Consider the following 12,318-nt stretch of genomic DNA (forward strand, 5'->3'; position numbering starts at 1 on the left):
AGACTCGAACTCGCGACCTCAACCTTGGCAAGGTTGCGCTCTACCAACTGAGCTATTCCCGCAGATTTCGTTCGACCTGCGTCGAAGGAGCGCTATTGTGTCGATATTGCTGCACGGCGTCAACAGGAATTTTCGCCTGCATTGTGGGGCGGCGTTCGGGACCCCAGGACCGATACCTCAGGTTCGCAGGCCACGGCGGTGGAAGTAGACCTGCTCGGCGATGCGGCGCGTGGCCGCCGTGTGCAGCAGCGCGTTGAGGGGCCAGTCGGCCTGCAGATGATCCATCGCCCAGCGCAGCAGGCGCTTGCCATGGAATGCCGGCGCCACCTGTCGCGCCACCCGCTCCGGCTGTGGACCGGCGCCACGCAGGTGGCGGCCGATGGCATCACCGACCGCCCAGCCGTGCCGCCACGAGGAGTGAATGCCCCCGGCAGAGAGCGGCGAGACGATGCCCGCCGCGTCGCCGGTCAGGATCAGCCGCTGGCCGGTGATCGGCCCATCCGGCCGGCCGCAGGGCACCAGCCCTGCGCGGGTGGCCGAGGGACGCGCCGAAGGCGGAATGCCGACCACATCGCGCACGTGGTCGAGGAAGCCATCGATGTCCGGCGGCCGTACCTGTTGCGGATCGTGACGCAGCGCCAATCCCACCTGCAGCCCGGTCGGATTCTGCGCGACCCAGCCGATGTAGCCCGGTGCGTAGTGCTTGCTGACGAAGCAATGCAGCGCATCGCCCTGCGCCACCTGCAGGCCGGCGAACTCACGTTCGACGCCGTAGAGATTGTCACGCACCTGGCCGAGCCCGGTGCGCTGGGCAACGCGTGAGCGTGCGCCATCAGCGCCGACCAGATAGGCGCACCGCCCTGCCCCTTCCACCTGCCAGCCATCGCCACTGAGATCGGCGTCGGTGAAGGACTGCTGCAGGTGCAGATCGACACCGTTCGCGCGCAGTTCGCTGGCCAGCCAGCGCATCAGGTTCGGTGTATCGGTGGTGAGGAAGTAATAGCCCGGCGCGGCCAGCAATACGCTGCGCAGGTTGGGCGAGTACAAGCGTACGTTTGCGACACGTTGCACCAGATGTTCGGGCATGCGCCCCAGCCAGGTCTGCTCCATCGCCTCTTTCACCACGATGCCGGTGGTGTGCAGGCGCTCGCCGGGATCGGCCTTGCGCTCAAGCACGCAGACGCGCAGGCCGTACTGCGCGGCGGCCAACGCGCAGGCGGCGCCGGCGAAACTTGCGCCGACGATTACCAGATCGTGGTCGTAGGCGGAGGGAGTGTGGGGCATGGCTGCATCGTCCTGGAGGAACGGAGATGCAGCTTCGAACACCCGCGTGGTGAGGCGATGGGGTGGCGGTGAAGTGGGGATGAAGCGCAACACCCCCGCTCGAGAACGTTGCTTGCAGGACTTCTTTGCGCCGTCAGGCCACAACAATCCGCAGCGGATCCGCCGACGCCAGGATCTCCGCGCGCTCACCACTGGGCGGGTAGATCCATTCGGTGTTGATCCGGGTCTTGAGCGCCTTGGCTTCAGCGCCGGACAGCACCACCTGTCGGTCCCAGCCCTCGGTGTAGACAGCACCCCACGGCCCCAGGTCCAGGCAGGTCACGTACTTGGGCTGCGCATACGGAATCATCACTTCCCCGATCAGGTCAGCCGCGGCGTTGTGTCCAGCGGAACGCCCGAGATTCATTGCGTGCTGGCAGGACATCATCGCCACGTTGCCCTCGTCATCGGTGGCGGCATGCGCGCAGTCGCCAGTGGCGAACACCGCGTCGACACCCTTTGCCTTGAGAGTGCGATCCACATGCAGGCGACCCACCGCGTCATGTTGACCGGGAATCTGAGCAGTCAACACACTGGCACGTGCACCGGCCGTCCAGACAACGGTGGCGGCGTCGATGCGTTCTCCGTTTTCCAGCGTCACGCCCTCTGCATCCACGCGAGCGACGCCCGAGCCCAGCCGCCAGGACACACCCAATTCCTTGAGCGCCTGCGTGATGACAGGGCGCGGGCCTTCGCCCAGATCCGGGCCCACCGCATCGGCGCGCTCGACCATGATGACGTCTACTGCAGCATCGGCACCGAGAACTTCGCGCAGGCGCGTCGGCATTTCTGCCGCGGTTTCGATACCGGTGAAGCCCGCGCCCGCGATCACCACCGTATTACGCGCCGCGCTCTGCGGGCGAGCGGCGAGGCCTTCCACATGTGCCTGCAGGCGGGCTGCATCGGCAATCTGGTCGACGTTGAAGGCGTGCTGCTGCAAGCCGGGAATGGGCGGGCAGTTCAGACGACTACCGGCGGCCAGCACCAGGCGGTCGTAGTGCAGTGTCTGCATTGCGGCATCGGCACTCATGTCCACCACCTGCACCTGCTGGTTGGCAGCGTCGATGTGTTCGACGCGGCCGGCAAGGTAGCGCACGCCCACGGCATCAAAGATCGCCTGCAGCGGCGCCTTCATGCGCTCCGGTCCCTTTTCGTAGAGGCGCGGGCGCACATGCAGTTCCGGTGACGGCGCAACCAGCACGATCTCCACATCACGGCGCGCGGCCTGGTCGAGAAGACGGGCGGCGGCGAGTGCGCTCCACATGCCGGCAAAGCCGGCGCCGATGACAAGAATGCGTTGGGACACGGAGGGAAATCCTTCAGGGAATGGGGTTCAGACGCCCACATGCGCAGTCGGCATGGGCGTAAGTGATGTGCCGCGCGCACCACATAACGCGGATCATATGAGTCCGCGTTATGTGGTGCAAGCACCTGACGGCGGGGCGGTTCAGGCCGGCGTCTCCCTGCCCTACTCCTTTTCCCCGCCACAACGCCAATGAAATCAAAGATCTGCATGAAGTTCCGCAGGGTTGCGGCGGGTAACTCAGGCCCCTATAGTCCGCGTTATATTTTTTTATGGACCGGCCCCATGGCCCACATCGGAACGGGTGTCGAGTACGCCCTGCACTGCCTGCTCTGGCTGGTCCCGCCATTGGAGCAGCGGCCGAGCAGCCGCGATCTGGCCGAACTGCAGGGTGTACCTGCGGCCTTCATGGCAAAGATCTTTCCCAAGCTGGAGAAAGCAGGAATCGTCGAGTCCACTGGCGGCATCCGTGGCGGCTACCAGTTGGCGCGCGCGCCCGAAGACATCAGCGTGCTGGATGTGGTCGACGCCGTTGAGGGGCAGAAGGCACTGTTCGACTGCCAGGAGATCCGCGGGCGCTGTGCGCTGTTCGATGGCAGCCCGCCGCGCTGGGCCAACCGCGGTGTGTGTGGCATCCACGCAGTGATGATCAATGCACAGAAGGCCATGCGCGAAGAACTGGCGCGTTCGAGCCTTGCCTCGATTGCCGAGGGTGTGCAGGGCAAGGGGCGCCCGGCGAGCTTCGCAGGGGATGTGCAGGAATGGTTTGCCGACCGCCAGGTGGCACGCGAGGAAGCACGCATCACCGGCATGCGTTCGCGCGCAGCGGCGCAGGATGATGATTGATCTGCGCGGACACCGCCCCGCGCATAACGAAAAACGCCCCCTTCCGGGAGCGTTCTTCTTGAATCTGGAGCGGGAAACGAGACTCGAACTCGCGACCTCAACCTTGGCAAGGTTGCGCTCTACCAACTGAGCTATTCCCGCTTGGGAGGCGAAATTTTACCTATTCCAGGGATGGCGTCAAGCGCTTTTTTCAGGGTCTACCGAGGCACCTGGCACCGCGTATCCACGCATGGCGTGGATCTACCACGGCATCCCCGCACACCGATGGATCCGCATCATCCGTGGACGCAACATTTCCAGATGAATCCGCATCATCCGTGGATGCAACATTTCCAGTAGATCCACGCCATGCGTGGATGGGGCATCACCGTAGATCCGTCCAGCGCGTCGAGTAGATCCACGCCATGCGTGGATGGGCGAATCGATGGGCTCAGTTGCCCAGCTTCTTCTGCCGCGCACGCTCACGCGCGGCGCGCTCGTCATCGCGCAGGCTCGGCCAGGCGGCGTGCAGGTACTGCAGGCCCGACCACAGGGTCAGCACTGCGGCAATCGCCAGGGTCCAGTCGCCGATATGGAACACCGGCCAGCCCATCCAGATGTCTTCCACCGGCACGTTCGGGGCCACCGAATACAGCAGGCACAGCAGCGCGACCATCTGCGCGGTGGTCTTGACCTTGCCGATCATCGCCACGCGCACCTTGGCGCGCTGGCCCAGCTCGGCCATCCATTCGCGCAGCGCCGATACCGCAATTTCACGGCCGACGATGACCGCCGCCCAGAACGCCATCCACGGCGTCGGGTGGCCCTGCACGATCAGGAACAGCGCCACTGCCACCATCAGCTTGTCCGCGACCGGGTCGAGGAAGGCACCGAAGGCCGACTCCAGCTGGTAACGGCGTGCGATCCAGCCGTCGAGCCAGTCGGTGATCGCGGCCAGGCCGAAGATCGCCGCCGAAGCGAAGTTGGTCCAGGTGTAGGGCAGGTAGAACACCAGCACCAGCACCGGGATCATCACGATCCGCAACAACGTCAGCCAGGTGGGCAGGGTCAACTTCATGCTTGCGTGCTTCTCTCTCTACTCGGCCGCATCAGGCGTGGCCAACCCGTGCAGGTTAGCGTAGATACGTGCCGCGAGGGCGTCATTGATGCCTTCCACCTTGGCGATTTCCGCTTCGCCAGCGGCTTTCAGGCCCACCAGGCCACCGAAATGCTTGAGCAGGCTGGCGCGGCGGCGCGGCCCGATACCGGGGATGTCCTCCAGCTTGCTGGTCATCCGCGCCTTCTGGCGGCGGCCGCGATGGCCGGTGATGGCGAAGCGGTGCGCCTCGTCGCGCACCTGCTGGATGAACTGCAGCGCCGGGTTGGCCGCGCCCGGGCGCAGCTCGCGGCCATCGGGCATCACCAGCGCCTCGTGGCCGGCGCGGCGCTCCACGCCCTTGGCCACACCCACCAGCAGCACGCCTTCCACACCCAGGTCGGCCAGTGCGGCCTGGGCCTGGGCCAGCTGGCCGGCGCCACCGTCGATCAGCAGCACGTCCGGCAGCACGCCCTGCTCTTCCACCGCGCGGCGGAAACGGCGGTCGATGGCCTGGCGCATGGCGGCGTAGTCATCGCCCGGTTCGATGCCGCTGATGTTGAAGCGGCGGTACTGCGCGCGCACCGGACCGGCGGCGTCGAACACCACGCACGAGGCTACGGTGGCCTCGCCCAGAGTGTGGCTGATATCGAAACATTCGACACGCTTGACCGGCTCGGCCAGGCCCAGCATGTCACGCAGTGCATCGCTGCGCGCGTGCTGCGCGTTGCGGCTGTTGAGTTCGGTGGCCAGGGTCAGCTGCGCGTTGCGGCTGGCCAGTTCCACGTAGCCGGCGCGCTCGCCGCGCACGTTCCACTTCAGCTGCACTTTGCGCTCGGCCGAGGCCGACAGCGCGGCAACCAGCAGGTCGGCGTCGGGAATCTCGCGGTCCAGCAGGATCTCGCGCGGTGGCTCGAATTCGATGTAGTACTGCGAGACGAACGCGGCCAGCACTTCCTCCGGGCTCTCCTCGCCATTGGTGCGCGGGAAGAACGGGCGGGTGCCTAGGTTGCGGCCATCACGGAAGGCCAGCAGCAGCACGCAGGCCTGCGAGCCCTGCATGGCCACCGCCAGTACGTCCAGATCGGCGGCGCGGCCGTCCACGTACTGGCGCGTCTGCATGCTGCGCAGCGAGGAGATCAGGTCGCGCAGGCGCGCGGCCTGCTCGAACTCCAGCGCCTCGCTGGCGGCCTGCATCTGCTCGCCCAGCTCACGGGTCAGTTCGTCGCTCTTGCCTTCCAGGAACAGCGCGGCACGACGCACCGATTCGGCGTAGTCCGGCGCCGGCACCAGCTCCACGCAGGGCGCGCTGCAGCGGCCGATCTGGTACTGCAGGCAGGGCCGCGAGCGGTTGCGGAATACGCTGTCCTCGCAGCTGCGCAGCTTGAACAGCTTGTGCATCAGGTTCAGCGTTTCACGCACCGCGGTGACCCCGGGATACGGCCCGAAGTAGCGGCCGGGAATGGCACGCGGGCCACGATGCAGCGCGATGCGCGGCCAGTCCTCGCGGGTCAGCAGCACATGTGGATAGGTCTTGTCGTCGCGCAGCGAGACGTTGTAACGCGGCGACAGCGACTTGATCAGCTGGTTTTCCAGCAGCAACGCCTCGGCTTCCGAGCGCGTCACGGTCACGTCCATGCGCGTGATCTGCGAGATCATCGACATGATCCGCGCGTTCTTCGGGCTGCCGTTGAAATAGCTGCCAACGCGGTTGCGCAGCGCACGGGCCTTGCCCACGTACAGCAGGGTGTCGTCGGCCGCGTACATGCGGTACACGCCGGGGGCGGTGCTGAGCTGGGCCGCGAAGGCCTTGCCGTCGAAGACCGGAGCGGGAACGTCGGTCATTCGCTGATCGGCACTTCGCTGAGCACGCCGCTGTCGGGATCGAAGCGCAGCACGGCGTGGGCGTCGGTCTCGGCGATCCACACCGCACCGGCGCCCACCGCCAGTCCCGCCGGGCCGTGCAGGCGGCGTGGCAGCGGCTGGGTGGTCAGTTCACCGCCGCCCAGGCGCAGCGTGCGCAGGCGACCGTTGCCGGTATCGGCAATCCACAGCAGCGGTGCATCCGGGCTGAGCGCGATCGCCTGCGGGAACTGCAGGCTGGCGTCCGCACGCGGGCCGTCTTCGCTGCCGAAGCGCCACGGCCCCTGCCCCACCAGCGTCTGCACCAGGTCGCCGCGCAACTGCAGCGCGCGGATCGAGGAACCCAATGCATCGGCCACGTACAGCACCTGCTGCACCACGGCCAGCGCGCTCGGCTGCGCGAACGCCGCCAGATGGCCGCTGCCATCACGCTCGTCGATGGAACCACTACCCGCCCGCCATTGTAGGCTGCGCTGGCCCAGGTGGTAGCTCCAGATGCGGTTGTCGCCGGCCATGGCGATGTGCAACTGGTTGTCGGCGATGGCCAGGCCGACCGGATGGTCCAGCGAGACCTGCCGCGCCTGCGCGACCGGACCTTCCACCGGCGCCCCGGGACGCCCGTTGCCACACAACGTATCGACGATGCCGGTCAGCAGGTTGATGCGGCGCACGGCATGGTTGCCGGTATCGGCGACGTACAGCGAATCGCGTTCCAGCACCAGCGCCTGCGGGCGATGGAACGCCGCTTCGGCGAGGTTGCCGTCCATGAAATCGGCGGTGCCCAGCCCGAACTGGCGCAGGATACGGCCGCCATGGCTGCATTCGAGGATGCGGTGGTGGCCGCTGTCGGCGATGTACAGGCGTTCGGTACTGACTGCCAGGCCCAGCGGGAAGCGCAGCGCCTGGCGGGGTTCCGGGTGCAGTTCGCTGCCGCCACGCGGCGGTGCCGACGGCGCACCTTCGCACAGCGCGTTCAAGGCGCGCTCCAGCTCAACGGGTGCCCCCTGCCCGACCAGCCGTTGCTGCTCGCGGCCCTGCGCATCCAGCAGCACCAGCGTCGGCCAGGCGGTGATGCCGAAGCGGCGCCAACCATCCCAGTCGGCATCGAGCAGTACCGGCATCGTCAGGCCCTGGCGACGCAGCAGCTTCAGTGCAGCACCGGCGTCGCGTTCGAAGTCGAAGCGCGGCACCTGCAGCACCAGCGGCTGCAGCTTGCCGGGGTGGCGCGACAGCCATTGGCCGAATTCGGCCAGGCGTTGCGCACTCCAGGCGGAGGCGGCGTTGACGAACAACAGCGCCACCGGCCGACCGCGCAGTTCGGTCAGGGTGCAGGGGGTGGCATTGAGCCAGGTGGCGAACTCGGGCAGGTCCGGGACGGGCTGGACGTTCATGGCCCGATTATGCCGGAGTCGGCGTCATGCAACAGTCGTGCCACGGCACGTTTTGCAGCATCGTCGACCAATGTCCAGACCTGTTCGAAATGCTCACTGCCGCCGGTGTACGGGTCCGGGATCGCCCCTCTGCCCTGCCCGCCGGACCACGGCAGGTACAGCGCCAGCCGCTCGCGCTGGGAGGGCGTAGCGAGGCGGCCGGCATCACGCAGGTTGGCCTCGTCGGCGCACAGGATCCAGTCGAAACGGTCGAAATCCACGGCCTGCAGCTGGCGTGCACGCAAGCCGCCGATGTCCACGCCGTGCCCGGCCGCGCAGGCAATCGCACGCCGGTCCGGCGGCTCGCCCACATGCCAGTCGCCGGTGCCGGCCGAATCGACCTGCACCCGCCCGGCCAGCGGCGAGGCCTCCAGGCGTGCGCGCAGCGCACCTTCGGCCATCGGCGAACGGCAGATGTTGCCGAGGCAGACGACCAGCAGCTTCATCGGGCAGCCAGCGTCTGCAGCAGTGCTTCGGCGCGCTCCAGATCCTCGGGCGTGTCGATGCCCGGCGGGAACGGTTCGGGTGAGATCGCCACGCTGATCGGGAAGCCCGCTTCCAGCACTCGCAGCTGTTCCAGCGATTCGACCTGCTCCAGCTGGCCCGGCGGCATCGCCGCGAACTGCTGCAGGAAACCGGCGCGATAGCCGTAGATGCCGATGTGGCGCAGCCAGTTGTGACCGGCCGGCAGCGTGTCGCGGCTGCGTGCAAAGCCATCACGATGCCAGGCGATCGGCGCACGACTGAAGTACATCGCCTCGTTGCGCACATTGCGCACCAGCTTCACCACGTTCGGATCGAACAGGGTTTCTGCATCCTCCACGGCGGTCGCCAGGGTCGACATCGGCGCGTTGCCATCGACCAGCGCCTCGGCCACCGCGCGGATGCCCGCCGCGGGCGCGAACGGTTCATCGCCCTGCAGATTGACCACCACGGTGTCGTCGGCCCAGCCGGCGATGCGCGCGCACTCGGCAAGGCGGTCGGTACCGGAGGCATGCGAGGTGGCGGTCATTGCCACCTTCACTTCGGCCAGGCCGGACAGTGCGTCGGCAATGCGCTGATCGTCGGTAGCGACCCAGACCTCAGCGGCACCGGCCTGCAGCGCGCGGCGCGCCACGTGCAGCACCAGCGGCTCACCGCCGAGCGGGCGCAGCGGCTTGCCCGGCAGCCGCGAGGCGGCATAGCGGGCCGGAATGGCGACGACGAATTCGGTCATGGGGCGGTACTCGGCAGGCTCGTTACAACGGGAATGCGGCCGGCGGCGCATGAATGCAAGCGCCGCCGCGCCACTCAGTTCGGTCGCAGCTTGTCCAGGCGGTCGGTCAGCGCCACCCAGAATGCGGCAGGCAGCTCGGCGCGCAGCGGGACCGCGTAGTGCCAGTCATTGCCGAACGCACGGCATTTCACCGCGTCCTTTTCGGTCATCAGCACCGGCAGCTGGCTGCCAAAGGACAGGTCCTGCGGCTGATAGGCCTGATGGTCGGCAAAGGCATGCGGCACCACGCCGATGCCGCGCGCGCGCAGCATGTCGAAAAAGCGCTGCGGATGCGCGATACCGGCCACGGCGTGCACGCGCTGGCCCTTGAAATACGACAGCGGTCGGGCGCGGCCTCCGGCCAGCGGTTGTGCGCTGTCGATGTGCAGGGCCATCGGCCACTGGCCGAAACCACAGGCCTGGGCCGCAGATTCCTCATCGGCCTGGCCGAGATTCACCACGCGGAAGTCGCACTCGCTGGCGCGGCTGACCGGCTCGCGCAACGGCCCGGCCGGGATCATCCGGCCATTGCCGTAGCGGCGCTGCGCATCGACCACTTCGATTTCGATGTCGCGCGCCAGCCGGTAGTGCTGCAGGCCATCGTCGCAGACGATCACGTCGCAGCCGGCTTCGATCAGTGCTTTGCCTGCAGCCACACGGTCGCGATCCACGCGCACCGGCATGCCGGTTTTCCAGGCAATCAGCACCGGCTCGTCACCGCCCTTGGCGGTCGGCGTATCGGCCTTTACCCACAGCGGCTTGTCGGCATCTTCGCGGCCGTAGCCACGGCTGGCCACGCCCGGCTTCCAGCCGGCGGCACGCAGGCGCTCCACCAGCGCGATGGTCAGCGGCGTCTTGCCAGTACCGCCGGCGGTGATGTTGCCGACCACGATGACCGGCACCGGCAGCGTGTAACGCTTGCGCCAGCCACGCCGATAGGCGCGCCGGCGCAGCGCGGTGACGCCGGCATACAGCGGCGCCAGCAGGCGCATCGCCCACGGAACCGGGCTGCCGTCGTACCAGTACGGCGGGGTCTGGGTGCCCTTGCCGGCCATCAGTCCTGCCTTTCGCGGAACTGCATGCTGTGCAGATGCTGGTACAGGCCACCCATGGTAAGCAGCTCCTTGTGGGTACCGCGCTCGACGATGCGACCGTGGTCCATCACCAGCACCTGGTCAGCATGCTCGATGGTCGACAGGCGATGCGCGATCACCAGCGTGGTGCGCTCGGGCATCAGGCGCTGCAGCGCGTCCTGCACCAGGCGCTCGGACTCGTTGTCGAGCGCTGCAGTAGCTTCATCGAGGATCAGGATCGGCGCGTCGCGCAGGATCGCACGGGCGATCGCCAGGCGCTGGCGCTGGCCACCGGACAGCAGCGCACCGTTCTCGCCCACCGGGGTCTGCAGTTGCTGCGGCATGCGCGCGATGAACTCCCAGGCGTTTGCGGCTTCGGCCGCCGCCCGGATCTGTTCATCGGTCGCGTCCATGCCGTAGGCGATATTGGCGCCGATGGTGTCGTCGAACAGCATGACCTTCTGCCCGACCATCGCCACCTGGCGACGCAGGTCGGCCAGCGGATAATCGTCCAGTGCCACCCCATCAAGGGTGATGCGCCCACCGCTGGGTTCATAGAAGCGCGGCACCAGCCGGATCAGGCTGGTCTTGCCACTGCCGGATCGACCGACGATGGCGGTGACCGTACCCGGCTTGGCCACGAAGCTGATGTCGTCCAGGGCGATGCCACTGTCTTCGCGGTAACGCAGCATGACGTGCTCGAAGGCCAGTTCGCCACGCACGCGCTGCACCGTGTTGCGGCCTTCGTCGCGCTCGACCGGCATGTCGAGGATGTCGAACAGGCGTTCGGCGGCGGACACACCGCGGGAGATCGAGGACTGCACGCTGGTCAGGCGGCGCAGCGACGGGATGATCGCGGTCATCGAGATCATCAGGCCCATGAACTGGCCGGCATTGAGGCGGCCTGCCAGTGCTTCGCGGGTCGACACCCAGACGATCACCGCCAGCGCCAGCGCGGCCAGGAACTGGACCACGCTGGAGGCACCGGCACGGGTGATTTCCACCTTCATGTTCAGCGCCAGCATGCGGTTGGCCAGGCGCGAATAGCGCGACATTTCGTGCTGCTGGGTGCCGTGCACCTTCACTTCCTGCTGGGCCGCCAGCGACTGTTCGGCGGTCTGCGCCATCGTGCCCATGCCGTCCTGGATGCCGCGGCTGATACGCCGGTAGCGCTTGCCGACGTAGGACACGATCACACCGATCATCGGCACCACCACCAGCATGGCCACGGTCACCTTGACGCTCATCTGCAACATCACCGCCAGCATGGCGATGATGGTCAGGGTGTCGGCAACCACGGTCTTGAGCGCATCGGCGCTGGCCTGGGTGACCTGCTCGGTATCGAAGTTGAGGCGGCTGACCATCACCGGCGTTGATTCGGTATCGAAATGCGAGGACGGCAGGTGCAGGTACTTGGCCAGCACCTGCTCACGCAGGTCGCGCACCACGCTGCGGCCGGTCTTGGCCAGCGCGTAGTCGCTGACCCAGGTGGCAGCGCTGCGCATCAGGAACAGGCCGAGGATGGTCAACGGCAGGATCACCGCCATTTTCGGTTCGGGATTGACGAAGCCACGGTTGACCAGCGGCTCCATCAGCTTGGTGAAGTGGTAGCCGGCCACCGACTCCACCGCCATGGCGATGACGGCGGCAACCATCATGCCCCAGTAGGCACGGGTGTATCCCAGCAGACGTTTGTAGATCGGCCACACCGGCGCGTGTTTGGAACTCATGGACGCACCTCGGGTGCTGTTGCAATGGCAATACGGCGGAAGCCGAGCTGACCGAGCGCGTCCTGCGCAGTCACCACGGCCTGGTAGGGGGTGCGTGCGTCGGCACGCAGCAGCACGGGCTGGCTGCGGTCACTGCCGGCGACAGACGCGATGGTCTGCTTGACCGACTCGACGTCGCTGCGCAGCACTTCCTGGTCATTGATGAAGTAGCGGCCTTCGGCGTTGATCAGCACGCTCAACGAGCGCGGCGGCTCATTGCTGGGCTGCTGGCTGGCCGTGGGCAGCTCCACCTGGAGTGTCGAGCGCGCGTCGAAGGTGGTGGTGACCACGAAGAAGATGATCAACACCAGGATGACGTCGATCAGTGGCACCAGGTCGATATGCGGCTCATCCTGGGATCGGTCGTTGCCGATACGCATC

At 67.0% G+C, this 12,318-nt stretch carries 11 protein-coding genes and 1 tRNA gene; 1 reads left to right on the forward strand and 11 read right to left on the reverse strand.

Annotated elements, in window-relative coordinates; all coding sequences use genetic code 11:
* Positions 1-177: 177 nt before the first annotated feature.
* Complete coding sequence (locus tag AC13GF_RS00005; RefSeq protein WP_483002623.1) at positions 178-1,284, reverse strand: NAD(P)/FAD-dependent oxidoreductase; 1,107 nt, start codon at positions 1,282-1,284, stop codon at positions 178-180.
* A gap of 133 nt (positions 1,285-1,417) precedes the next feature.
* Positions 1,418-2,629, reverse strand: coding sequence for an NAD(P)/FAD-dependent oxidoreductase (locus tag AC13GF_RS00010; RefSeq protein ID WP_483002625.1), 1,212 nt, complete (start codon positions 2,627-2,629; stop codon positions 1,418-1,420).
* Between the two features lie 282 nt (positions 2,630-2,911).
* On the opposite strand from AC13GF_RS00010, the gene AC13GF_RS00015 reads away from it, so the two are divergent.
* Positions 2,912-3,472 (forward strand): RrF2 family transcriptional regulator, encoded by a 561-nt coding sequence (locus AC13GF_RS00015; RefSeq protein WP_126927770.1) that lies wholly within the window; start codon positions 2,912-2,914, stop codon positions 3,470-3,472.
* Between the two features lie 65 nt (positions 3,473-3,537).
* Here AC13GF_RS00015 and AC13GF_RS00020 read toward each other — a convergent pair.
* The 9 genes from AC13GF_RS00020 to AC13GF_RS00060 form a co-directional block, all read right to left on the reverse strand.
* Positions 3,538-3,613, reverse strand: a tRNA-Gly gene (locus AC13GF_RS00020).
* 289 nt (positions 3,614-3,902) lie between these two features.
* Positions 3,903-4,529 (reverse strand): CDP-diacylglycerol--glycerol-3-phosphate 3-phosphatidyltransferase, encoded by a 627-nt coding sequence (pgsA, locus tag AC13GF_RS00025; RefSeq protein ID WP_012510614.1) that lies wholly within the window; start codon positions 4,527-4,529, stop codon positions 3,903-3,905.
* A gap of 18 nt (positions 4,530-4,547) precedes the next feature.
* Positions 4,548-6,392, reverse strand: a complete 1,845-nt coding sequence (gene uvrC, locus AC13GF_RS00030; RefSeq protein WP_010486074.1) for an excinuclease ABC subunit UvrC — start codon at positions 6,390-6,392, stop codon at positions 4,548-4,550.
* The gene (locus AC13GF_RS00035; RefSeq protein WP_483002626.1) at positions 6,389-7,801 is read right to left on the reverse strand and encodes a hypothetical protein; all 1,413 of its coding nucleotides are present in this window, start codon (positions 7,799-7,801) and stop codon (positions 6,389-6,391) included. Before AC13GF_RS00035 ends, uvrC begins: the two co-directional genes overlap by 4 nt.
* Entirely contained in the window at positions 7,798-8,286 is a 489-nt protein-coding gene (locus tag AC13GF_RS00040) for a low molecular weight protein-tyrosine-phosphatase (RefSeq protein WP_483002628.1), read from the reverse strand. Before AC13GF_RS00040 ends, AC13GF_RS00035 begins: the two co-directional genes overlap by 4 nt.
* Positions 8,283-9,056, reverse strand: coding sequence for a 3-deoxy-manno-octulosonate cytidylyltransferase (kdsB, locus tag AC13GF_RS00045; RefSeq protein WP_483002629.1), 774 nt, complete (start codon positions 9,054-9,056; stop codon positions 8,283-8,285). The genes AC13GF_RS00040 and kdsB overlap by 4 nt, the downstream gene beginning before the upstream one ends.
* Positions 9,057-9,130: 74 nt before the next feature.
* Entirely contained in the window at positions 9,131-10,150 is a 1,020-nt protein-coding gene (gene lpxK / locus AC13GF_RS00050) for a tetraacyldisaccharide 4'-kinase (protein WP_483002630.1), read from the reverse strand.
* Entirely contained in the window at positions 10,150-11,898 is a 1,749-nt protein-coding gene (gene msbA / locus AC13GF_RS00055; protein WP_032128904.1) for a lipid A export permease/ATP-binding protein MsbA, read from the reverse strand. The genes lpxK and msbA overlap by 1 nt, the downstream gene beginning before the upstream one ends.
* Positions 11,895-12,317, reverse strand: a complete 423-nt coding sequence (locus tag AC13GF_RS00060; protein WP_483002632.1) for an ExbD/TolR family protein — start codon at positions 12,315-12,317, stop codon at positions 11,895-11,897. The genes msbA and AC13GF_RS00060 overlap by 4 nt, the downstream gene beginning before the upstream one ends.
* Position 12,318: the final 1 nt, after the last annotated feature.

It is taken from the genome of Stenotrophomonas sp. 22LJNL06-5-1, assembly GCF_056861455.1.

Bases quoted from the DNA above. Each gene is read 5' to 3' on its own strand.
- AC13GF_RS00005 (WP_483002623.1), bottom strand. From the start codon at position 1,284: ATGCCCCACACTCCCTCCGCCTACGACCACGATCTGGTAATCGTCGGC.
- AC13GF_RS00015 (WP_126927770.1), top strand. From the start codon at position 2,912: ATGGCCCACATCGGAACGGGTGTCGAGTACGCCCTGCACTGCCTGCTC.
- pgsA (WP_012510614.1), bottom strand. From the start codon at position 4,529: ATGAAGTTGACCCTGCCCACCTGGCTGACGTTGTTGCGGATCGTGATG.
- uvrC (WP_010486074.1), bottom strand. From the start codon at position 6,392: ATGACCGACGTTCCCGCTCCGGTCTTCGACGGCAAGGCCTTCGCGGCC.
- AC13GF_RS00035 (WP_483002626.1), bottom strand. From the start codon at position 7,801: ATGAACGTCCAGCCCGTCCCGGACCTGCCCGAGTTCGCCACCTGGCTC.
- AC13GF_RS00040 (WP_483002628.1), bottom strand. From the start codon at position 8,286: ATGAAGCTGCTGGTCGTCTGCCTCGGCAACATCTGCCGTTCGCCGATG.
- kdsB (WP_483002629.1), bottom strand. From the start codon at position 9,056: ATGACCGAATTCGTCGTCGCCATTCCGGCCCGCTATGCCGCCTCGCGG.
- lpxK (WP_483002630.1), bottom strand. From the start codon at position 10,150: ATGGCCGGCAAGGGCACCCAGACCCCGCCGTACTGGTACGACGGCAGC.
- msbA (WP_032128904.1), bottom strand. From the start codon at position 11,898: ATGAGTTCCAAACACGCGCCGGTGTGGCCGATCTACAAACGTCTGCTG.
- AC13GF_RS00060 (WP_483002632.1), bottom strand. From the start codon at position 12,317: ATGCGTATCGGCAACGACCGATCCCAGGATGAGCCGCATATCGACCTG.